This is a genomic window from Achromobacter marplatensis (genome assembly GCF_002209535.1).
Classification (GTDB): domain Bacteria; phylum Pseudomonadota; class Gammaproteobacteria; order Burkholderiales; family Burkholderiaceae_B; genus Achromobacter; species Achromobacter marplatensis.
Genome location: NZ_NJIG01000006.1, coordinates 32,318 through 52,866 on the forward strand (window position 1 = coordinate 32,318; position 20,549 = coordinate 52,866).

General features: G+C 66.1%; 20 protein-coding genes. 9 read left to right on the forward strand and 11 right to left on the reverse strand.

What is annotated here, in order from left to right; genetic code table 11:
• Nucleotides 1–33: 33 nt before the first annotated feature.
• Nucleotides 34–432 carry a diacylglycerol kinase gene (locus tag CEY09_RS15410; RefSeq protein WP_006227620.1) on the reverse strand — a complete coding sequence of 133 codons (399 nt, stop codon included), beginning with the start codon at nucleotides 430–432 and terminating at the stop codon, nucleotides 34–36.
• 172 nt (nucleotides 433–604) lie between these two features.
• Here CEY09_RS15410 and CEY09_RS15415 point away from each other — a divergent pair, with 172 nt between their 5' ends.
• From CEY09_RS15415 to CEY09_RS15455, 9 genes are all read left to right on the forward strand, one after another.
• Nucleotides 605–1,339 (forward strand): FadR/GntR family transcriptional regulator, encoded by a 735-nt coding sequence (locus CEY09_RS15415; protein ID WP_088589308.1) that lies wholly within the window; start codon nucleotides 605–607, stop codon nucleotides 1,337–1,339.
• Nucleotides 1,340–1,466: 127 nt separating this feature from the next.
• Nucleotides 1,467–2,441, forward strand: a complete 975-nt coding sequence (locus CEY09_RS15420; RefSeq protein WP_006227622.1) for a sialic acid TRAP transporter substrate-binding protein SiaP — start codon at nucleotides 1,467–1,469, stop codon at nucleotides 2,439–2,441.
• 61 nt (nucleotides 2,442–2,502) lie between these two features.
• Entirely contained in the window at nucleotides 2,503–3,147 is a 645-nt protein-coding gene (locus CEY09_RS15425; RefSeq protein ID WP_088589309.1) for a TRAP transporter small permease, read from the forward strand.
• A gap of 66 nt (nucleotides 3,148–3,213) precedes the next feature.
• Complete coding sequence (locus CEY09_RS15430; RefSeq protein ID WP_006227624.1) at nucleotides 3,214–4,623, forward strand: TRAP transporter large permease; 1,410 nt, start codon at nucleotides 3,214–3,216, stop codon at nucleotides 4,621–4,623.
• A gap of 13 nt (nucleotides 4,624–4,636) precedes the next feature.
• Nucleotides 4,637–5,383, forward strand: coding sequence for an SDR family oxidoreductase (locus CEY09_RS15435; protein WP_088589310.1), 747 nt, complete (start codon nucleotides 4,637–4,639; stop codon nucleotides 5,381–5,383).
• Between the two features lie 33 nt (nucleotides 5,384–5,416).
• Nucleotides 5,417–6,283: a fumarylacetoacetate hydrolase family protein gene (locus CEY09_RS15440; RefSeq protein ID WP_088589311.1), complete on the forward strand. Its 867-nt coding sequence runs from the start codon at nucleotides 5,417–5,419 to the stop codon at nucleotides 6,281–6,283.
• A 40-nt stretch (nucleotides 6,284–6,323) separates the two neighbouring features.
• Nucleotides 6,324–7,859 carry a UxaA family hydrolase gene (locus tag CEY09_RS15445; protein ID WP_088589312.1) on the forward strand — a complete coding sequence of 512 codons (1,536 nt, stop codon included), beginning with the start codon at nucleotides 6,324–6,326 and terminating at the stop codon, nucleotides 7,857–7,859.
• 139 nt (nucleotides 7,860–7,998) lie between these two features.
• Nucleotides 7,999–9,519, forward strand: coding sequence for a mannitol dehydrogenase family protein (locus CEY09_RS15450; protein WP_088589605.1), 1,521 nt, complete (start codon nucleotides 7,999–8,001; stop codon nucleotides 9,517–9,519).
• Between the two features lie 10 nt (nucleotides 9,520–9,529).
• On the forward strand, nucleotides 9,530–10,582 hold the full coding sequence (locus CEY09_RS15455; RefSeq protein WP_088589313.1) for an Ldh family oxidoreductase: 1,053 nt from the start codon (nucleotides 9,530–9,532) through the stop codon (nucleotides 10,580–10,582).
• A gap of 11 nt (nucleotides 10,583–10,593) precedes the next feature.
• Here CEY09_RS15455 and CEY09_RS15460 read toward each other — a convergent pair whose 3' ends face one another.
• From CEY09_RS15460 to CEY09_RS15505, 10 genes are all read right to left on the reverse strand, one after another.
• On the reverse strand, nucleotides 10,594–11,304 hold the full coding sequence (locus CEY09_RS15460; RefSeq protein WP_088589314.1) for an ABC transporter ATP-binding protein: 711 nt from the start codon (nucleotides 11,302–11,304) through the stop codon (nucleotides 10,594–10,596).
• Entirely contained in the window at nucleotides 11,301–12,089 is a 789-nt protein-coding gene (locus tag CEY09_RS15465) for an ABC transporter ATP-binding protein (RefSeq protein ID WP_088589315.1), read from the reverse strand. Before CEY09_RS15465 ends, CEY09_RS15460 begins: the two co-directional genes overlap by 4 nt.
• On the reverse strand, nucleotides 12,086–13,072 hold the full coding sequence (locus tag CEY09_RS15470) for a branched-chain amino acid ABC transporter permease (protein WP_088589316.1): 987 nt from the start codon (nucleotides 13,070–13,072) through the stop codon (nucleotides 12,086–12,088). The genes CEY09_RS15465 and CEY09_RS15470 overlap by 4 nt, the downstream gene beginning before the upstream one ends.
• An 11-nt stretch (nucleotides 13,073–13,083) precedes the next feature.
• The gene (locus tag CEY09_RS15475) at nucleotides 13,084–14,004 is read right to left on the reverse strand and encodes a branched-chain amino acid ABC transporter permease (protein WP_088589317.1); all 921 of its coding nucleotides are present in this window, start codon (nucleotides 14,002–14,004) and stop codon (nucleotides 13,084–13,086) included.
• Nucleotides 14,005–14,054: 50 nt separating this feature from the next.
• Nucleotides 14,055–15,230 (reverse strand): ABC transporter substrate-binding protein, encoded by a 1,176-nt coding sequence (locus tag CEY09_RS15480; RefSeq protein ID WP_088589318.1) that lies wholly within the window; start codon nucleotides 15,228–15,230, stop codon nucleotides 14,055–14,057.
• Between the two features lie 61 nt (nucleotides 15,231–15,291).
• Nucleotides 15,292–16,293, reverse strand: a complete 1,002-nt coding sequence (locus CEY09_RS15485; protein WP_088589319.1) for an amidohydrolase family protein — start codon at nucleotides 16,291–16,293, stop codon at nucleotides 15,292–15,294.
• 22 nt (nucleotides 16,294–16,315) lie between these two features.
• Nucleotides 16,316–16,867: a 3-hydroxyanthranilate 3,4-dioxygenase gene (locus CEY09_RS15490; RefSeq protein ID WP_088589320.1), complete on the reverse strand. Its 552-nt coding sequence runs from the start codon at nucleotides 16,865–16,867 to the stop codon at nucleotides 16,316–16,318.
• A gap of 635 nt (nucleotides 16,868–17,502) precedes the next feature.
• Nucleotides 17,503–18,534 carry a LysR substrate-binding domain-containing protein gene (locus CEY09_RS15495; protein WP_088589606.1) on the reverse strand — a complete coding sequence of 344 codons (1,032 nt, stop codon included), beginning with the start codon at nucleotides 18,532–18,534 and terminating at the stop codon, nucleotides 17,503–17,505.
• A 25-nt stretch (nucleotides 18,535–18,559) separates the two neighbouring features.
• The gene (locus CEY09_RS15500) at nucleotides 18,560–18,991 is read right to left on the reverse strand and encodes a RidA family protein (protein ID WP_006227638.1); all 432 of its coding nucleotides are present in this window, start codon (nucleotides 18,989–18,991) and stop codon (nucleotides 18,560–18,562) included.
• A 23-nt stretch (nucleotides 18,992–19,014) separates the two neighbouring features.
• The gene (locus CEY09_RS15505) at nucleotides 19,015–20,472 is read right to left on the reverse strand and encodes a 2-hydroxymuconic semialdehyde dehydrogenase (RefSeq protein ID WP_006227639.1); all 1,458 of its coding nucleotides are present in this window, start codon (nucleotides 20,470–20,472) and stop codon (nucleotides 19,015–19,017) included.
• Nucleotides 20,473–20,549: the final 77 nt, after the last annotated feature.

The following is a 20,549-nucleotide window of genomic DNA, read 5'->3' on the forward strand; positions in this document are numbered from 1 at the left end:
GACAGGCGCGTCCCCCGTGGGATGCGGCCCGTGTCAATGCATGACGAAACGGCTGATGGCCACCCCGATCCAGACCGCCCCGGCGAAGATCAGCAGCAGCATCACGGCTGCGCTGCCCAGGTCCTTGGCGCGCCCCAGCAGCGGGTGGCGTTCGACGGACAGCGCATCGGCCAGCGCCTCGATCGCGGAATTCAGCAATTCCGCCGCCAGCACCATGATCACCGTGCCCACCAGGAAAAAGACCTCGACGGTGGTGCGGCCCAGGAAGAACGCGGCGGGGATCATCAGCACGGCCAGCGCCAGTTCCTGGCGGAACGCAGCTTCGTATTTGACGGCCGCTTTCAAGCCCTGCCAGGAGTAGCGCAGCGCATTCAGGATGCGGCGCAGGCCGCCGGTGCTTTTAAAGGGCGAGTGTTGCGGGTCGTAGGTCATGGATTCGGAAGAAGGCCGGGTGTGGCGGCTTTTTAACAGATAAGGGTTGCCCGCGTGATGCGACGTGCGGCTATGGGCAAACCCTAATTGTGACCGATCGAAGGCAGGCGCACGATTCTGGTCAATTGGTAAGGCCACTTTACCTTTCCGTCGTTGCCACCCACCGACTCCCATGCCGATCCAGACTATCGAGCCGCGCCGCTTGTATCGCCAGATCGCCGATCAGCTCAGGTTGCTGATCGAGGCGGGCGAATTCCCGGTCGGCGCCCGGCTGCCGCCCGAGCGCGACCTGGCGCTGAAGCTGGGCGTGTCGCGGCCGTCGGTGCGGGAAGCGCTGATCGCGCTGGAGGTCGAAGGGTGGGTGGAAGTGCGCATGGGGTCGGGCGTCTACGTCCAAAGCCTGGCCGGCGCGCCGCGCGCCAGCCTGACCGCCGAAAGCCCGCTGGAAACCATCCGCGCACGCTGGACCATCGAAGGCGAACTTGCCGCCCAGGCGGCCCGCAACCCCGTCCCCGCGCTGGTTGACGGCCTGCTGGAAGCAGTGGGTGCGATGGAAGACGAGGCCCAGGCGGGCAGCGTGCCCATCCGCGGCGACCGCCTGTTCCATCTGCGCGTGGCGGAAATGGCGGGCAACACCGTCCTGGTCCGCGTCGTGGGCGAACTGTTCGACGAACGCCACAACCCCCTGTCCGTGAAGCTGGGCGATTACTTCGAGAACCCCGACAGCTGGGCCGTCGCCATCACCGAGCACCGCCGCGTCATCGCCGCCATCACGGCCGGCGACGAGACCGCCGCGCGGGCCGCCATGCATCACCATCTTTCTTGCTCGTTCGACCGTTTGACGGCCAGTTGGCCGGCGGGCGCGGACGCGTTGCGTGCCGATAGCAAAGAACCGGCGGCGTCTTGACGCCTTCGGGGAACCGTAGTCGCTGTACGAAGGTGCAACCTGTATGTGAAATCCCCATGTGAAACATAAAGCGGGCCGGCGCGTGACGACAGTCGCCGGACTCGCTACCTCAGAGAGAGGAGACATCATGAATCGAGGCAACGCTATCAAAGTGCTGTTTGCCGCCGCGCTGCTTGCCGCAACAGGCAGCGCGCTGGCGCAAACCAAGCTGAAATGGGCGCATGTGTACGAGACCTCCGAACCCTTCCATACCTCGTCGGTGTGGGCGGCCCAGGAGATCGAGAAACGCACCAACGGCCGCTATCACATCGATGTCTATCCCGCCTCTCAGCTGGGCAAGGAAAACGACATCAACCAGGGGCTGACCTTGGGCACGGTGGACATGATCATTTCCGGGTCCAGCTTTGCCGCCAAGAGCTTTCCCCGCATCGGCGTCACGTACTACCCCTACATATTCCGCAATCCCGAACACCTGATCGCCTACACCAAGAGCGATATCTACAAAGAGCTCACCCGCGGCTACGACGAGAAAAGCGGCAACCACATCGTCGCTACCACCTATTACGGCACGCGCCAGACGACCTCCAACCGCGCCTTCACCAAATGCTCTGAAATGAAGGGCATGAAGATCCGCGTGCCGGACGTGGCGGCCTACCTGGCGATGCCGCGCGCCTGTGGCGCCAACACCGCGCCCATCGCGTTCGCCGAGGTCTACCTGGCCTTGCAGAACGGCACGGTGGAAGCGCAGGAAAACCCGTTGACCACCATCGAGGCGAAGAAGTTCTATGAAGTGCAGAAGAACATCGTCCTGACGGGCCACATCGTCGATCACCTGAATACGGTGATCTCGGGCAAGCTGTGGAAGAGCCTGTCCGACGAAGACAAGAAGATCTTCTCCGAAGTCGCCCAACAGGCGTCGGAAAAGGCCTCGTCCGAAGTCGCCGAGAGCGAGAAGAAGATGGTCGAGGTATTCAAGAAGCGCGGGCTGAATGTGGCAGAGGTCAATGTCGAAGACTTCCGCAAGACTGTGCTGGAGAAGGTGCCGTTCGAGCAGTACGGCTATCAGAAGTCGGATTGGGAAAAGATCCAGGCGGTGAAGTAAGCCGCGCGGGCGGGCCCTAGCGGCCCGCCGCCCGACACCCGATTCCGACCAGGGGAACCCCATGCACTTGAACGCGAAGGCGGCGCCGATGGCGGCCGCCAGCCACGGCCCGAGCGTTGCGCCCGGCCACTCTGCCACTGCGGCAGGCCCGCACCAGACGTCCGTGGACGAGATCGTCCAAAGCTTCGAGGAGGCCGACCATCACGAGGTCAGCCTGGCGGGTTACCAACCCGAAGACTGGATCTGCCTGGCCATGTTCTGGACGATGGCGATGCTGGTCTTCCTGCAGTTCTTCTCCCGCTACGTGCTGAACGATTCCTACGCCTGGACCGAAGAGCTGGCGGTGTACTGCCTGATCGGCGTGGTGTTCCTGGGCTCTGCGATGTGCGTGCGGGCCTGTCGCCATATCCAGGTGGATTTCCTGTACCGCTACCTGCCCAAGCGGGTGGGCCGCGTGCTGGCGACGGTGATCGACATCCTGCGCACGGCCTTTTTCGGCTATGCCGTGTGGCTGACCTACCGCTACATCGTGCTGGTGGGCGACGAGCCCATGACCACGCTGTTCTGGAACAAGTCCTATGTCTACTGGGTCGCGCTGGCGGGCTTCGTCATGATGTTCCTGCGATCGCTGCAAGTGTCCGTGCAGAACTGGCGGCAAGGTTATTCGATCCTGGAAAACCCCGCGGCCTACGAGTCGCAGGACTGAGATCGCCGGATCGCTGCGCAGCACCGAAACCCTTACGAATCCGCAGTGCCTTTCCAGGAGCAAGACATGGGCACACTGATTGGAACCTTTCTACTGTTGATGATCCTGGGCCTGCCGGTGGCGGTGTCCATGGCGGGCGCGTCGCTGTTGTTCGTTTTGATCTCCGGCAGCGTGCCGGACGTGGTGGTCGCGCAGCGCATGATCGCGGGCGTCGAGTCGTTCCCGCTGCTGGCCGTGCCGTTTTTCATCCTGGCCGGCAACCTGATGAACATCGCCGGCATCACCGGGCGCATCTACAACTTCGCCGTGGCGCTGGTGGGCTGGATGCGCGGAGGTCTGGGGCAGGTGAACATCATCGGCTCCGTGGTGTTCGCCGGCATGTCGGGCACGGCCATCGCGGACGCCGCCGGCCTGGGCACCATCGAGATCAAGGCCATGAAAGACCATGGCTACGAGACCGAATTCGCGGTGGGCGTCACCGCCGCGTCTGCGACCTTGGGCCCCATCATTCCGCCGTCGCTGCCGTTCGTGATCTACGGCATGATGGCCAACGTGTCGATCGGTTCGCTGTTCCTGGCGGGCCTGCTGCCGGGCGCCGTGCTGACGATACTGATGATGCTGACCGTGGCCTACTACGCCCGCCGCAACAACTGGGGCGGCGATGTGGCCTTCAATTGGAAGCGGCTGGGCGGCGCAGGCCTGGAAGTGCTGATCGTGTTGTCCTTTCCCTTATCCATCTGGCTGATGACGCTGGCCGGCGTGTCGCCCAACGTGGCGACCGGCATCGCGTTCGTCGCATTGCTGGCGCTGGATTGGCGTTTCAATTTCTCGGCCGTGATGGCGTTGATGGCGCCGGTGATCCTGATCGGCGGCATGACGCTGGGCTGGTTCACGCCCACCGAGGCCGCCGTGGCCGCGGTCATCTGGGCGCTGTTCCTGGGGCTGGTGCGCTACCGCTCGATGACGTTCAAGACCTTGGCCAAAGCCACGTTCGACACCATCGAGACCACGGCCTCGGTGCTGTTCATCGTGACGGCTGCGTCCGTCTTCGCCTGGTTGCTGACCACCACGCAGGCGGCGCAGACGCTGACCGACGCCATCCTGAGCGTGACGCAGAACAAGTGGGTGTTCCTGCTGATGGCCAACGTGCTGATCCTGATCGTCGGCTGCTTCATCGACACCATCGCCGCCATCACGATCCTGGTGCCGATCCTGCTACCCATCGTACTGAAACTGGGCATCGACCCGATCCACTTCGGCCTGATCATGACCCTGAACCTGATGATCGGCCTGCTGCATCCACCCATGGGCATGGTGCTGTTCGTGCTGGCCCGCGTGGCGCGCCTGTCGGTCGAGCGCACCACGATGGCCATCCTTCCCTGGCTGGTGCCGCTGTTCGTGGCACTGATCGCCATCACCTACATCCCCCAGATCACGCTGTGGCTGCCCACTGCAATGGGCATGGCCGGCAAATAACAGGAGCGCATCCATGTCGGGAAGACTGCAAGGCAAGACCGCCATCGTGACCGCCGCGGGCCAGGGCATCGGCCGGGCGGTGGCCGAGGCGTACGCGCGCGAAGGCGCCGACGTGCTGGCCGTGGACATCAATGCGGGGGCGCTGCAAACGCTCTCCGGTTGCCGCACCCAGGTGCTGGACGTGACGGACGGGCGCGCCATCCAGGCGCTGGCCGACAGCGCGGGTGCCATCGACGTGCTGTTCAACGGCGCGGGCTTCGTGCACGCCGGCACCATCCTGGATTGCGACGAAGACGCCTGGGACTTTTCCTTCAACCTGAACGTGCGGTCCATGTACCGGCTGATCCGCGCCTGCCTGCCCGGCATGCTGGCGCAAGGGTCGGGCTCCATCGTCAACATGGCGTCGGTGGCCGGCAGCATCAAAGGGGCGCCGAACCGCTGCGCCTACGGGGCGACCAAGGCTGCGGTCATCGGGCTGACCAAGGCCGTCGCGGCCGACTTCGTGGCCCGGGGCATTCGCTGCAACGCCATCTGCCCGGGCACGGTAGAGTCGCCGTCGTTGCGCCAGCGCATCGAGGCGCAGGCGCAGGCCAGCGGCCAATCCATTGCCGCGGTGGAAGCCGCCTTCACGGCGCGCCAGCCCAAGGGCCGCATCGGGCGCACCACTGAAATCGCCGCGCTGGCGGTGTATCTTGCCAGCGACGAATCCGCCTTCACGACGGGCACCACCCAAGTGATCGACGGCGGCTGGTCCAATTGAACGCTTAACCCTTTCCGCAACAAGGAACCTGCTATGAAACTGATGCGCTATGGCGCCAAGGGCGCCGAGAAGCCCGGCCTGATCGATGCCCAGGGCAAGGTGCGCGACCTGTCCGGCGTGCTGCCCGACATCACCGCGCAGACGCTTGGGCGCGCCAAGCTTGCCGAACTGCGTGCGCTGGACCCGTCCGCGCTGCCGCTGGTGGCGAACCCCGGCCGCGTGGCGCCGCCCTGGAGCGGGATGGGCAAGTTCATCTGCATCGGCCTGAACTATGCCGACCATGCCGCCGAATCCGGCCTGGCCGTGCCGGCCGAACCGGTCATCTTCATGAAGCCCACGTCCGCCGTCGTGGGCCCCAACGACCCGGTCGTGCTGCCGCAGGATTCGGTCAAGACCGACTGGGAAGTCGAACTCGGCGTGGTGATCGGCGAGACGGCGCGCTATGTCAGCGAAGCCGACGCCATGAAGTACGTGGCGGGCTACTGCGTGGTGAACGACGTTTCCGAGCGCGAATACCAGATCGAACGCGGCGGCACCTGGGACAAAGGCAAGGGCTGCGACACGTTTGGCCCGGTCGGACCGTGGCTGGCAACCGCCGACGAAGTCCCCAATCCGCAAGACCTGGAGATGTGGCTGGAAGTGAACGGCAAGCGTTACCAGAACGGCAGCACGCGCACGATGGTGTTCGGCGTGGCGCAATTGGTGGCCTATGTCAGCCGCTTCATGACGCTGTATCCGGGCGACCTGATCAGCACCGGCACGCCGCCGGGCGTGGGCATGGGCCAGAAGCCCGCGCCCGTCTACCTGAAGGCGGGCGACGAGATGAAGCTGGGCATTGCCGGGCTGGGCGAACAGCGCCAGCGGGTCCATGCCTGGGATCCGGCGCTGATCGACGGGTAACCGCCCGCTGAATCCGCACCCCTTACTTTCCGGAGTCCTCATGTCCCAGAACGACACGGCAGTGATACGCATCCACCCGGCCGACAACGTCGTGATCGCCCGGCGTCAGCTGGTCAGCGGCACGCGGCTGGAAAGCGAAGGGGTGACGGTGCAGGGCCTGGTGCCGCCCGGCCACAAGGTGGCCGTGCGCGCCATCGCGGCGGGCCAACCCGTGCGCCGCTACAACCAGATCATCGGGGTGGCGCGGCAAGACATTGCGCCGGGCCAGCACGTGCACACGCACAACCTGGAGTTCTCGGACTTCGAGCGCGACTATGCCGTGGGGCAGGGCGCGCACGCGACAGACTACGTGGCGCAACCGGCCGCGTTCGACGGCATCGTGCGCGCCGACGGGCGCATTGCCACGCGCAACTACATCGGCATCCTGACCAGCGTGAACTGTTCGGCCACGGTGGCACGCGCCATCGCCGACCATTTCCGGCGCGACATCCACCCCGATGCGCTGGCGTCCTGTCCGAACGTGGACGGCGTGGTGGCGCTGACGCACGGCGCGGGCTGTGCCACGGGCAGCGAAGGCGAACCCTTGCGGGTGCTTCGGCGCACGCTGGGCGGCTATGCGCGCCATGCGAATTTCGGCGGGCTGATGGTGGTGGGGCTGGGTTGCGAAACCAACCAGATCGGCGGGCTGATGGAACAAGAGGGCTTGCGCGAAAGCGGCCTGCTGCACACCTTCAACATCCAGGACACCGGCGGCACGCGCAAGACAGTGGCGCGCGGCATCGAGCTGGCGGAGCGGATGCTGGAACAAGCCAATCAGGTGCGCCGCCAGCCCGTGCCGGCCAGCCATCTGACGGTGGGCCTGCAATGCGGCGGGTCCGACGGCTATTCGGGCATCAGCGCCAACCCGGCGTTGGGCGCGGCGGTGGACCTGCTGGTGCGGCACGGCGGCACCGCTATCCTGTCCGAAACGCCCGAGATCTATGGCGGCGAGCATCTGCTGACGCGCCGCGCTGAAACACCGGCCGTGGCAGACAAGCTGCTGGCCCGGGTGCGCTGGTGGGAAGACTACTGCGCCCGCAACGACGCTGAAATGGACAACAACCCGTCGGCCGGCAACAAGGCGGGCGGGCTGACCACCATCCTGGAAAAATCGCTGGGCGCGATCGCCAAGAGCGGCACCACCAACCTGACCGACGTGTTCGAGTACGCCGAACCCGTGCGCACGCGCGGGCTGGTGTTCATGGACACGCCGGGCTACGACCCCGTGTCGGCTACCGGGCAGGTAGCAGGCGGCGCCAACCTGATCTGCTTCACCACGGGGCGCGGTTCCGCCTATGGCTGCGCGCCGGCGCCGTCCCTGAAGCTGTCGACCAACACCGCGCTGTGGCAGCGCCAGAGCGACGACATCGACATCAATTGCGGCGAGGTTGTGGATGGTGCGCAGAGCGTGGCGCAGATGGGCGAGCGCATCTTCCAGCTGATGCTGCAGACTGCCTCGGGCCGTCGTACGCGCAGCGAAGAGCACGGCTACGGCCAGAACGAATTCGTGCCCTGGGCGCTGGGCGCGGTGATGTAGCGGCGGCATGGCGGGCGCCGGCGTTGCAATAGGTCACGCTGCCGATATCGACGAAATCGGCGTCAGCGGATATCCTCATCCGCGCGCCGACTGGCCGGTCATCCGACAGGTGCATGGCGCCTTACGCCATTGGTCAACCATGCTTGAACGTTTGAATACGGAGTCGTTGCCGCGCCTGCCCGCAGACGTGGAAAAACCCATCTATGACCGCAGCCGGCTCACGCCCGGCATCGTGCATCTGGGGCTGGGAGCCTTTCACCGTGCGCATCAGGCGGTGATGACGGATCTGGCCATGCAAGCCAGCGGCGACCTCAGTTGGGGCATATTGGGTGTCTCGTTACGCAGCGCCGCCACCCGCGATGCGCTGACGCCGCAAGACGGCCTGTACACCTTGGCCCTGCGCGACGGCGGGCCCGACGGCGAAACCCGCGAACAGCTGCGCGTGGTGGGTTCGGTGCTGCGCGTGATGGTCGCCGAGGAAGATCCCAACGCCGTCCTGGAACGGATCGCCTACCCGCAGACCCGCATCGTGAGCCTGACCGTGACCGAGAAGGGCTACAGCCACGAGCCCGCTACCGGCCACTTGCGCTGGGACGACCCCGACATCCTGCACGACCTCGACAACCCGCACCGCCCGCGCAGCACGATCGGCATTCTGGTCTATGGGTTGGCGCTGCGCCGCGAACGCGGGCTGCCGCCCGTCACGCTCTTGTCTTGCGACAACCTGCGTGGCAATGGCGATACCTTGCGCAGCCTGGTGCTGGCCTTTGCCTTGCGGGTGGATGTGGGGCTGACGCACTGGATCGACACGCATTGCACCTTCCCGAATTCCATGGTCGACCGCATCGTGCCGGGCACCGGCGACGATGACCGGCAGCGGATCACCCAGCGCCTGGGCGTGCAGGATGCCTGGCCGGTGGTCGGCGAGCCCTATATGAACTGGGTCATCGAAGACAAGTTCGCGGCGGGCCGGCCGGCTTGGGAAAGCCACGGCGGCGCGACCTTCGTGCGTAATGCCGCGCCCTACGAGCGGCTGAAGTTGCGCATGGTGAACGGCCCGCATTCCACCTTTGCCTATCTGGGCGCGTTGCTGGGGCACCAGACGATCTGCCAGTCGGTGCAAACACCCGCCCTGTGCGGTTTCGTCGACGCCATGATGCGGCTGGAGATCGCGCCGACGTTGAAGGGTATTCCCGATAGCGGACTGGAGGAATACCGCCGCCGATTCCTGGCACGCATCGCCAACCCGGCGCTGCCGCACCCGACGTCGCAGGTGGCGATGGATGGATCGCAAAAGGTCCCGCAGCGCCTCTTGGACACGATCCGCGACCGCTTGCGGACGGGCGACGATATCCAGCGCCTGACGCTGGCGGTGGCGGCTTGGCTGCATTACCTGCGCGGCGAAGACGAGTCGGGCGGCCGCTACAAGATCCAGGATCCGATGGCGGCACGCCTGGCCAAGCTGGTGGCGCGCGCCGACGTGGCCGCCCGCGCGTCGGCGCCGTCGCAGGCGGCCCACCGCCGCGCAATGGTGCTGTCGGGATTCAAACCCGTGTTCGGCGACCTGGGAGGCGCATCCGAATTCGTCTCGCTGCTGGCCGCGCATCTGGAAACCCTGCGTCAGCATGGCGTGATGCACGCCGTGGAGGCCGCTACCTGAGGAGTGCTGCATGAATGCGGAATGCCGAGTGGATGCTGTTGAATGGGGACGCTGGGGGCAGGACTGCCTGCGCGCCCAGGGCTTTACCGACGAGGATGCGCGGTGCCTGGCGGAAAGCCTGGCTCAGACCAGCCTGTGGGGCATCGACTCCCATGGCATCGCGCGGCTGCCCCATTATCTGAACCGCGTGGCGCACGGCTCCATCCTGGCCCGCCCCGAGATCCGCATCGAACGCACCGGCCCCGGCACCGCGCAACTGCATGGCGGCCAAGGACAGGGCATTGTGGTGGCGCATCGAGCCAATGCGTTGGCGATGGAACTGGCCCGCGACGCGGGCATTGCCGCAGTCGGTGTCAGCAACTCATCGCATTGCGGGGCGATTGGGCTGTATAGCCGCAAGGCGGCTGCGCAAGGCCTGATCGGCATCGCCTTCACGCATTCCGATTCGATCGCCGCGCCTTTTGGGGGCCATCAGGCATTCTTCGGCACCAATCCCATTTCGCTGGCGTTCCCGCGCGCGAGCGCCGAACCGCTATGCCTGGACATGGCGACCACCGCCATTCCCTGGAACCGCGTCATGAACGCCCGGCGCGACGGCGTGACGCTGCCGCCCGGCGTGGCGGTGGATGCGCAAGGGCATGATTGCGTCGACGCGGATCACGTCCGTGCGTTGCGCCCCTTGGGCGGCGAGCGCTACGGCTACAAGGGCTATGGCCTTGCCATGATGGTCGAACTGCTGTGCGGGCCCTTGAACGGCAATCCGTTCGGGCCGCATATCTCGCCCATGTACGACGCGCTGGATCGCCCGCGCGAGTTGGGCGCGTTCTTCATTGTGATCGATCCGTTGCGTTTCGCCGGCGGCGCGGCATTGGCCGGTGTCGTGGCGGCGATGGCGATGGAATTGTCCCAGGCGCCCGGTGCGCCTCGCATGCCGGGCGACCCGGAGGCCGCCGCGCAGGCCGAACGGCGGCAGCACGGCCTCCCCGTTCCGCCCGCGCTGTGGGACCAGATGGCGGACTGGAGCGCACGCCTGGGCGTGGCGCTCCCCGCGCACCGAACCTAAGGGCGCAGACCTTAAACCCCCAGGTACTGTAGCAGCCGCGGTTCGTCGTCCAGGAATGCCTGCGACGAGCCGGTCCACGCTACGCGCCCCTTTTCCACGATGGCGTGATGGTCGGCCGTGGCCAGCAGCGGTTCCAGGTTCTTGTCGATGCACAGCACCGCCAGCCCCGTCTGCTTCAGCGTGTCCAGTGCGGACCAGATTTCTTCGCGCACCACAGGCGCCAGGCCTTCGGTGGCCTCGTCCAGGATCAGCAAGCGGGGATTGGTCAGCAACGCCCGGCCGATCGCCAGCATCTGCTGTTCGCCGCCCGACAGATGGCTGCCCAGGTGACGGGCACGCTCCGACAGGCGGGGAAACAGCGCGTACACCCGGTCCAGCGTCCAGGGTTGCGACGCGCCCTGGCGGTTGTGGGCGGTGGCGACCAGGTTCTCGCGGACCGACAGGTTGGGGAAGATGTGGCGTCCTTCCGGCACCAGCCCGATGCCGCATTGCGCCACCTTATACGCGGGTAGCCGGCTGATGTCCCGTCCGTCGAAGACGATGCTGCCTTGGGACGCGCGGTTCAGCCCCATCACCGTTTTTACAGTCGTGGACTTGCCCATGCCGTTGCGTCCCAGCAGGGTCACGAATTCACCGGGCCCGATATCCAGGTCGATGCCGAACAGCGCCTGGCTGGCGCCATAGTGTGCGGTGACGCCCCGCAGTGACAGCAGGGCGCTCATGCGGGCACCGCCGGATTGCGTTGGCCCGCCGCGCGGCGGCTGCTGCGTTCGCTACCCAGGTAGCACTCGCGCACCTGCGGGTTGTTGCGAATGTCGTCGGCCGTGCCGCAAGCAAGCGCCCGGCCGTACACCAGGACCGTGATGCGGTCTGACAACGCGAAGACCGCTTGCATATCGTGTTCCACCAGCAGGATCGTGTATTGCCCGCGCAGTTGCAGCAGCAGGCGGGTCATGGCTTCGGACTCGTGCTGACTCATGCCTGCCATCGGTTCGTCCAGCAGCAGCAAGGTCGGCTGGCAGGCCAGCACCATCGCCAATTCCAGCTGGCGCAGTTCGCCGTGGGCAAGCTCGCCCGCCGGCGTGTAGGCGCGGGCGGACAGGCCGGCCAGCGCCAGGGCCTCTTGGGCGGGGTCCGTCAGCGCGGCGGTGGACAGCACCGGGCGCCAGAAGCGGAAGCTGTGACCGCGCCGCGCTTGAACCGCCATCACCACATTCTCCAAGGCCGTGAACGGCTTGAAGACCGACGTGATCTGGTACGAACGGGCCAGGCCGTGACGCACGCGCTTTTCCACCGGCATGCGGGTGATGTCGCGGCCGTCCAGCAGCACGCGGCCGCCGTCGGGCCGCAGTTCGCCGCTGAGCTGGCCGATCAACGTGGTCTTGCCCGCGCCGTTCGGCCCGATCACGGCGTGCAGTTCGCCGGCATGCACGTCCAGCGACAAGTCGTCGGTGACGGTCAGTCCGCCATAGCGCTTGAGCAGATTCTCCACACGCAGCGCGCTCATAGCGGTTCTCCCGAAGGCTGGCGCAGCGGCCGGGCCGCGCGGCGGCGCCAGGGCGTGTCGCGCAGATTGCCGTAGACGCCGCGTCGCGACACCAGCACTACGCCGACGATCAATAGCCCCATGATCAACATCCAATGGTCCGTCAGCAGCTTCAAGCCTTCTTCCAGCAACAGGAAGGCCAGCGCGCCCACGACGGGGCCGAACAGCGTGCCGATGCCGCCCAGCACCACCATCACGATCAATTCGCCCGACGTGGTCCAGGCCAGGTACGACGGCGACACATACATCGTCAGGTTAGCCAGCAACACGCCGGCCACGCCGCAGATCATTGCGGAAATCACATACGCAGCCAGGCGGTAGCGCAAGGTCGGAAAGCCCAGCGCGCGCATGCGCCGTTCATTCGCCTGGCAGCCGCGCAACGCCATGCCGAAGGGCGCGTGGACCATGCGGTGCATCAGCCCCAGCACGGCCAGCAGCACGCCGAAGGCCGCGTAGTACAGAGCCAGCGGCGTATCCAGCCGGAACGCGCCGAAGTCGCTGCCTGCGAACAGCGACATGCCGTCGTCGCCGCCGAAGCCGTCCAGGCCCGTCGCCAGGAAATAGAACATCTGCGCGAACGCCAGCGTGATCATGATGAAGGCGATGCCCGAGGTGCGCATCACCACATAACCGCTGACCAGCCCCACCACGGCGCACGCGCCGAGCGCGCCCGCCAGATGCAGCCAGCCGCTTTCGATGCCGTAGTGCGACATTACGCCAACGGAATACGCGCCCAGTCCCAGGTACAACGCGTGGCCGAAACTGACCATGCCGCCATATCCCAACAGCAGGTTCAGCGCCAGCGCGGCCACGCCGTAGACCAGCACGCGGCCGAACAGCGCCAGCAGGAAGGGTTCGCCTTGCCATTGCGCGTAGACGGGAACCAGCGCCAGCAACAGCAGCAATGTGCCGGCCACCAGGGTTCGAGGAGAAAGCCTGTGCATGGAATTCCCCCTTATCCGTGCTTGACGGGAAACAGGCCCTGCGGCCGCAAGGCCAGCACCAGCGCCATCACCACGTAGATCAGCATCGATGCGATGGCCGGGCCGGCCGCGTTGGCCGCGGCGGGTGGCAAGGCGGCGCGCAGCAACGTCGGCAGCAGCGCGCGGCCCAGCGTGTCGATCAGGCCCACCATCAGCGCGGCCAGAAAGGCGCCGCGCACCGAGCCGATGCCGCCGATCACGATCACCACCAGCGTCAGGATCAGGATGGGCTCGCCCATGCCAGTCTGCGCCGACAGGATGGGGCCGGCCATCAGCCCCGCCAGCCCCGCCAGCACCGCGCCCAGCACGAACAGCAGCGTATTCAGCCGTGCGATGTTCACCCCCAGCGCGCCGACCATCATGCGGTCGGTGGAACCCGCACGGATCAGCATGCCCAGCCGCGTGCGGTGGATCAGCACGTAGCAGCCCGCCGCCACCAGCAATCCCACAACGATGATCAGGAACCGGTAGAGCGGATACGTCACGCCCAGGATATCGATCGTGCCCGACAGCCACGATGGCAGGCCCATGCTGATGGGCGCCGGCCCCCAGATGATGCGGGTCAGCTCGTTGAAGAACAGGATGAAGCCGAATGTGGCCAGCACCTGGTCCAGATGTTCGCGCGGATACAGGCGCGCCAGCGCAATGCGGTCCAGCAGCAGGCCCAGCGCCGCCATGCCGGCGATGACCGCTGCGGCGGCCACCAGGAACGAGCCGGTGTGACGGAACACGGTGGCCGCGATGAAGGCGCCCATCATGTAGAGCGAGCCGTGCGCCAGGTTGATGAAATTCATGATGCCGAACACCAGCGTCAGGCCGGCGGCCAGCAGGAACAGCAGAATGCCAAGCTGCAGGCCGTTCAAGGCCTGCACCAGCAGCAGCGTCGTGGACATATCAGTTCACCTCTTGCCGGCGGCCGTGACAGATGTCTTGGCCGCCCGCTTTACTTCATGACGCACTGGGCGGCGTACTGGTCGGCGACTTTGGACAGGTCCGGAAAGATCGGGCCCTTGTTCACGAATGCCACCTTGCCGTCTGCGCCGGCTTCTACGTCGGCGCGGAAGAATCCGGCCACCGGGAAGTGGTTGGGCTGATAGCGGAATTCGCCGCGCACCGATGGGAAATCGGCGGCTTCCAGGGCCTTGCGCAAGGCGTCCTTGTCGTCGGTCTTGCCGCCCGTCTTCTTCAAGGCCGAGCCGATCAGCTGGGCGGCGTCGAAGGATTGCGCCGCATAGCTGGAGGGCTCGCGGCCGTACTTCTGGCGGAACGCCGCCGCAAAGGCCTTGTTGGCGGCGTTGTCCAGGTCGGGCGAGTACGGCACGTTGGTCACGGCGCCCAGCGCGTCTTTTTGCAGCGCGGGCAGGGTGGCGCCGTCGATGGTGTCCACCGACAGCAGCGGAATCTTGCCGAAGAGGCCGGCCTGGCGGTATTGCTTGATGAAGTTCACGCCCATGCCGCCGGGAAAGAATACGTAGGCGGCGTCCGGTTTGGCGTCCGCCAGCGCGGCCAGTTCCACGGAATAGTCCGGCTGGTTGACCTGGGTGAAGACTTCGTTGGCCACTTCGCCCTTGTAGAAGCGCTTGAAACCGGCCATGGCGTCCTTGCCGGCCTGATAGTTGGGCGCAAGCAGGTAGACCTTCTTGAACCCCATCTGGTTGGCCATTTCGCCGCTGCCTTCATGGCGCTGCGTGTTGTTCCAGGACGTGGAGAAGAAATAGGGCGAACAGTCCTTGCCCGCCAAATTGGTGGGGCCGGCGTTGGAACCCACCAGGAACACGCCGGCGGTCGTCACCGGCCGCACCACGGCCAACATTACGTTGGAATACACCACGCCGGTGATGATCGGCACCTTGTCGCTTTGCACCAGTTTGCGCGCGGCCTGCACACCGACTTCGGGCTTGAATTGGTCGTCTTCCTTGATGACCTGCACGGGTACGCCGCCCAGCTTGCCGCCGCCTTGCTCCACGGCCAGCATGAAGCCGTCCAGCTGGTCCTGGCCCAGCACGGAGCCGGGGCCGGTCAGTGTCGTCAGCAGGCCGATTTTCACATCGGCCATCGCGGTGGCCGATAAGGCCAGTCCCATGACCGCAGCGGCGGCCAGCGTGGTGGTGCGTTTCATGGTGTTTTCCCTTGAGTCGCCGTGTGGCACGGTCGTGGTGTTGTGAAGTGCGAAAAGCGCGTTATGCGTTCAGGCCGAAGAAGGTCAGCGTGTTGCGCAGCAGGATCTTCTGCTGCACTGTGGGGCTCAGGTCGGCATGCGTCACCAGGCGGCCGACTTCCTGTTCGCCCAGCGGGTAGGGATAGTCGGATCCCAACAGCACGCGGTCTTCGCCCATCACGTCGACCAACAGACGCAGCGAGCGCGGGTCGAACACCGCGCTGTCGGTATAGAAGCGATCGGTGTAGGACGACGGCAGTTGCGGGCAATCTTCGCGGATGATGTCGCGATGCCGCCAGGCGTTGTCCACGCGGCCCAGCAGGAAGGCGAAGCTGCCGCCGCCGTGCGCAAAACACAGCTTCAGGCTGCGGGGGATGCGTTCGAAGGCGCCGGACAGGATCAGCGACAGGATGCCCAGCTGCGTTTCGGCGGGCATGGCGACCAGCCACGGCAGCATCCATTTCTTCATGCGGCCGTCGGTCATCATGTCCCACGGATGCACCAGCACCGGGATGTCGTTGTTGGCGCAGTGGATCAGGAACTGCACCAGCGTGTCGTCATCCAGGTCGCGCGGACCGACGTGGTTGCCGATCTGTACGCCAAGATGGCCGGCGGCGCGCGAGCGCGACGCTTCCTTGCAGGCCAGATCCAGGTCTTGCAGCGGCACCTGCGCCAGCGCTTTCAGGCGCGATGGCGCGTGGGCGCAATGCTCAAGCGCCAGGTCGTTCATGCGCGCCGCCCAATCGGCCGCGGCCTGGCCCGGGTAGGTGTAGCCGAACATGATCGGCGTGGCGCACAGGATCTGTACGTCCACGCCGTGGCGGTCCATCTGGGCGATGCGCAGCGCCGGGTCCCACAGCGTCGCGTCTACGGGCCGGAACGGCCGGTCGCCGGCCATGATCTGGCCGGTGGCGCCATCGCCGTCAGCCCGCAGCCACGGCGCGTTGACGGGGTCCAGCGCGGCCGCTTCCTTCCGGGTGATCGGCGGAAAGAAGTGGGCGTGCATGTCGATTTTCTGGATCATGGGAAGCGGCTTCGCAGGGAGACTAGGCAGGGGTGGCTTGGGGCGAGGGCGCGTGGCCTTTGCCCGGGTGGATTGCTCCGCAACCAGGGCAGGTGCGCTTTTCCGTGCTGGCGTAAAAGCCTTGGAACAACGGCGGCAAGTCGGTGACGATGCTCTTTAACTGCACTTCGACGCGATGCACCAGGTGGCGGCAATGCGGGCAATACCATTCGAAGCCGTCGACCAGGCCCACGGGGCGCTGGCGCTCGATGACCAGACAGGCGCTGTCGGTCTCCGGGCGTTGCGGGGAGTGCCGCACGTGCGGGGGAAGCAGGAAGATGTCGCCTTCCTTCAGGTCCACGCGTTCGGGTTTGCCGTCCACCCACAGGGACAGCCAGGCGTTGCCTTTGATCTGGTAGAAGAATTCTTCCAGCGGGTCATCGTGATAGTCGGTGCGAAGGTTCGGGCCGCCGACGACGGTGACGATGAAGTCCGCGTCCTGCCAGATCTGCTGGTTGCCGACCGGCGGCTTCAGAAGATGCGCGTGGTCTTGTATCCAGCGCTGGAAATTCAACGGCGGGCCGTAGGCGGGCATGAGGGTCTCCGGGGAGGACGTTGTTGATGCAGTCTAGGCGGGGGGAGGGGGGCTGCATAATAGAAATTGTCGGGGTGGACATTCGGGTTATCTATCGCGGGGTTTCCCTGATGGGGCGGTTGTTGGTTCTTGAGACGCACGGCGTGGCGCGTGCCCGCGGTGCGCGGGTCAACGATTGCGGTCCGGAGCCTTCGCTCCGGACTTCCCCGTTGTCATCTTCGTTGCCGCCTACGGCGGCTGCCTTCAGATTCCCTCGGGCTTATCGACTCCCCGCGCACCGCGGGCACGCGCCACGCCGCGCTGCGTCAGCGGCAAGCGGCCGTCAGCGGGGGAGGAAGGTGTGCTTGGGGTGCTCGCCGCGGGTGGGGTGGGGGTGGAGGATCTTGCGGGGCTCGCCCCAGGCCGGCCGCGCGGGCGGCCTTTTGGGGCTTTGGCGGTGTCTTGCGTCGTGGCGTTTGAGTTGTGCTACTGGGATGGCGGATTGAATCGTGGGGGATCACGAGGTGATGACCCTGGGCACGAACGCGTGCGGTGGCATTTGTAGGATGGGTGGAGCGCGGCAAGCGGGGCAGAAGAACGCGGCTGTTCTTCGCGCGTAACCCATCATCGTGGCAAGGCCCGACGCCGCGCGCGTGCTACGGCCGTTGCGATGCGATCGCTTTCAGGTAGTCCACCAGGCGTTGGCACGCCGGGGTCAGCGGGCGGTCGGCGCGGATGGAGTAGCCGACGTCGCCGAAGTCACCGAAGACGTCGGTGGGCAGGCGGACGAGCAGGCCCATGGACAGGAATTGCGCGGCGGCGTCGTAGGGGATCAGGGCCAGGGCGTCGCTGTGCATCAGGATGCCGATATTGGTCAGCAGTGATAAGGACTCGACGTGGCGCGCGGGCAGGCGCAGGCCGGCGTCGAAGAAGGTGCGTTCGACGGAGGCGCGTAGCGGCGAGGTGGGCGCGGGCAGGATCCAGATGTGGTCGATCAGGTCAGGCAGCGATACCGATTGCGCGTGGGCCATCGGATGCTGGGCGCCCACCACCAGGCATAGCGATTCGCGGTACAGCTTGTGGTGGTCGACCGCCACGCCGGAAATCGAGGCCATGTCGGCGCCGGGCAGGCGGCCCACGACGATGTCGACGTCGCCGGTGGCCAGCGCGGGCAGCAGTTGGGCGGACGGACCTTCGCGCACCGTGACCTGGATGCCGGGGTGTTCCGTCATCAGGCGCGCGATGGCTTCGGGCAGCAGCTTCGCGGAGGCGGCGATCAGAGTGCCCACGACGACGTGGCCGCTGGCGCCGCCCAGCACGGCGTCGATGTCGTCGGCCATGTACCGGACTTCGGCCATCATGGCGTGGACTCGGCGGCCCAGCACCAGGGCCAGTTCGGTGGGCGTGACACCCCGGTTCGACCGTTCGAAGAGCGTGGCGCCGAAAAAGGCTTCCAGGTCGTGGATGGCTTTAGTGACGGTGGGCTGGGTCAGATGCAGTTCGCTGGCCGCGCGCGACAGCGAACGGCGCGCCAGCACGCGTTCGAAGATCTGCAGTTGGTGCAGCTTCAGCTTGTGGCTGAGCGCGTTGGGCGTGATGCGGAAGTTCGACATGCGTGGGGCGGCGCCGGCGGTGCGCCGCGAGCCGTCATCCTGTTCCCTGTGTGAACGCGAAATGCCGTCGCCCATCATCTGCCCGCCGCGTAGCCGGAAGCTAGCGCGCCAGCGGCTTGTAGGCGACCGCCTTGATCTCAATCAGCAATTGCGGGTGCGGCAACTGATGCACCGCGACGGTGGTGCGCGCCGGGCCATCGGCGTCGAAGAACTCGCCATAGACCTGATTGTATCCACCGAAGTCGTTCATGTTGACCAGGAAAGTACTGATCTCGACCACATCGGCCAGCGTGGCGCCGGCGGTCGCCAGGATGTCGCCGATGTTCTCGATGACGGCGCGCGTCTGCACGCGGATGTCCAGCGTGGTCGTGCCCATGGCGTCGACTTCAGCGCCAGCGATGCGATTGTCGGGCAGGCGCGAGCTGGTGCCGGAGACAAACAGGAAGTCGCCGGCGCGTTTGATGTGGGGATACTTGCCGCGCGGCGTGGCCTTGCCGGCGACGACGGTGGCGCTGACGTTGGACTGGGTCATCTTGCGTTCCTTTGTGGACAGGGTCAGAGCTTGATGCAGACGTTGGTGGGTTCAGTATAGAAATGCAGCGAATGGCGGCCGCCTTCACGGCCGATGCCGGACAGTCCGCTGCCGCCGAACGGCGTGCGCAGGTCGCGCAGGAACCAGCAGTTCACCCAGGCCAGGCCCACTTTCATGGCTTGCGCCACGCGGTGCCCGCGCGTCAGGTTCTGCGTCCAGACCGCAGCGGCCAGGCCGTAGCGCGTGTCGTTCGCCAGGCGGATGGCCTCTTCCTCGGTGTCGAAGGGCGCCACGTGGCACACCGGGCCGAACACTTCTTCCTTGATGCAGCGGGCGTCCTCTTTCAGGCCGGTCCAGATGGTGGGCTGCACATAGGCGCCCGCATCGCGAGCGTCGCCAAACACCGGCACGCCGCCGCCCGCCACCACGGTAGCGCCTTCTTCGCGCGCCAGCGCAAAGTACGACAGCACTTTCTCGCGATGCTCGCGCGACACCAGCGGGCCCATCTCCGTGGCGGGGTCCAGGGGCCAGCCGATGCGCATGTCGCGCGCGCGGGCCGCCAACGCGGCGACGAAGCGTTCGTAAATCGGGCGCTCTACGTACACGCGTTCCGTGCACAGGCAGACCTGTCCGCAATTGGCGAAGACCGACCGCGTGACGCCGTCGACCGCGGCGTCGAAGTCGGCATCGGCGAACACCAGCGCGGCATTCTTGCCGCCCAGTTCGAACGACACCGGCTTCACGCCCGGCGCGACGGCCCGCATGATGGTGGCGCCCGTGGCGGATTCACCGGTGAAGGTGATGCCGTCGATGTCCGGATGCGTGGTCAGGAATTCGCCGGCCGATCCCGGCCCGAAACCGTGCGTCAGGTTCAGCACGCCGGCGGGCAGCCCGGCCTGGTCCGCCACTTCGGCCAGCAGGGTGGCGGTGCTGGGCGTGACTTCCGACGGCTTCATGACCACGGTGTTGCCGAACGCCAACGCGGGCGCCACCTTCCAGGTCAACAGCAGCAGCGGCAGGTTCCACGGCGAGATCACGCCCACCACGCCCAGCGGCTTGCGGTAGGCGTAGTTCAGCGCCTGCCGGCCGTCGGGCGTGTCCGTCATGTAGCTTTCCATATCCAGCGTGCGGGCCAGTTCGGCAAAGGCACGAAAATTCGCGGCGCCGCGCGGGATGTCGATCTTGCCGGCCCAGCCTACCGGTTTGCCGGTGTCGCCAATCTCGGCCTGCAGGAAGTCGTCAAAGCGCCGGGTGATGCCGTCAGCCAGCGCCAGCAGGTGGTCCGTGCGCGCCTCGACCGACAAACCGGCCCAGGCCGGCAGCGCCCGATGCGCGGCCGCGATGGCGCGGTTGACCTGGTCCTGGCTCGCTTCATGGACCTGGGCAATATGCTGCCCGTCCACCGGGCTGTGCTTGTCGAAGGTGGACGCGCCGTCTTCAAAGCGGCCGTCGATGTAGTTGCGCAGTTGGCGGATCGTCACGATATGGCCCCTTGGATGGTGTTCGGGTTGGCGGTCAATAAATACGTATACGTACTATATTTTGGATCATAGGCAGT

What these genes read in the sequence shown, in the direction of transcription:
- CEY09_RS15410 (WP_006227620.1), bottom strand. Translation starts at nt 432, where the DNA reads ATGACCTACGACCCGCAACACTCGCCCTTTAAAAGCACCGGCGGCCTG.
- CEY09_RS15415 (WP_088589308.1), top strand. Translation starts at nt 605, where the DNA reads ATGCCGATCCAGACTATCGAGCCGCGCCGCTTGTATCGCCAGATCGCC.
- CEY09_RS15420 (WP_006227622.1), top strand. Translation starts at nt 1,467, where the DNA reads ATGAATCGAGGCAACGCTATCAAAGTGCTGTTTGCCGCCGCGCTGCTT.
- CEY09_RS15425 (WP_088589309.1), top strand. Translation starts at nt 2,503, where the DNA reads ATGCACTTGAACGCGAAGGCGGCGCCGATGGCGGCCGCCAGCCACGGC.
- CEY09_RS15430 (WP_006227624.1), top strand. Translation starts at nt 3,214, where the DNA reads ATGGGCACACTGATTGGAACCTTTCTACTGTTGATGATCCTGGGCCTG.
- CEY09_RS15435 (WP_088589310.1), top strand. Translation starts at nt 4,637, where the DNA reads ATGTCGGGAAGACTGCAAGGCAAGACCGCCATCGTGACCGCCGCGGGC.
- CEY09_RS15440 (WP_088589311.1), top strand. Translation starts at nt 5,417, where the DNA reads ATGAAACTGATGCGCTATGGCGCCAAGGGCGCCGAGAAGCCCGGCCTG.
- CEY09_RS15445 (WP_088589312.1), top strand. Translation starts at nt 6,324, where the DNA reads ATGTCCCAGAACGACACGGCAGTGATACGCATCCACCCGGCCGACAAC.
- CEY09_RS15450 (WP_088589605.1), top strand. Translation starts at nt 7,999, where the DNA reads ATGCTTGAACGTTTGAATACGGAGTCGTTGCCGCGCCTGCCCGCAGAC.
- CEY09_RS15455 (WP_088589313.1), top strand. Translation starts at nt 9,530, where the DNA reads ATGAATGCGGAATGCCGAGTGGATGCTGTTGAATGGGGACGCTGGGGG.
- CEY09_RS15460 (WP_088589314.1), bottom strand. Translation starts at nt 11,304, where the DNA reads ATGAGCGCCCTGCTGTCACTGCGGGGCGTCACCGCACACTATGGCGCC.
- CEY09_RS15465 (WP_088589315.1), bottom strand. Translation starts at nt 12,089, where the DNA reads ATGAGCGCGCTGCGTGTGGAGAATCTGCTCAAGCGCTATGGCGGACTG.
- CEY09_RS15470 (WP_088589316.1), bottom strand. Translation starts at nt 13,072, where the DNA reads ATGCACAGGCTTTCTCCTCGAACCCTGGTGGCCGGCACATTGCTGCTG.
- CEY09_RS15475 (WP_088589317.1), bottom strand. Translation starts at nt 14,004, where the DNA reads ATGTCCACGACGCTGCTGCTGGTGCAGGCCTTGAACGGCCTGCAGCTT.
- CEY09_RS15480 (WP_088589318.1), bottom strand. Translation starts at nt 15,230, where the DNA reads ATGAAACGCACCACCACGCTGGCCGCCGCTGCGGTCATGGGACTGGCC.
- CEY09_RS15485 (WP_088589319.1), bottom strand. Translation starts at nt 16,293, where the DNA reads ATGATCCAGAAAATCGACATGCACGCCCACTTCTTTCCGCCGATCACC.
- CEY09_RS15490 (WP_088589320.1), bottom strand. Translation starts at nt 16,867, where the DNA reads ATGCCCGCCTACGGCCCGCCGTTGAATTTCCAGCGCTGGATACAAGAC.
- CEY09_RS15495 (WP_088589606.1), bottom strand. Translation starts at nt 18,534, where the DNA reads ATGGGCGACGGCATTTCGCGTTCACACAGGGAACAGGATGACGGCTCG.
- CEY09_RS15500 (WP_006227638.1), bottom strand. Translation starts at nt 18,991, where the DNA reads ATGACCCAGTCCAACGTCAGCGCCACCGTCGTCGCCGGCAAGGCCACG.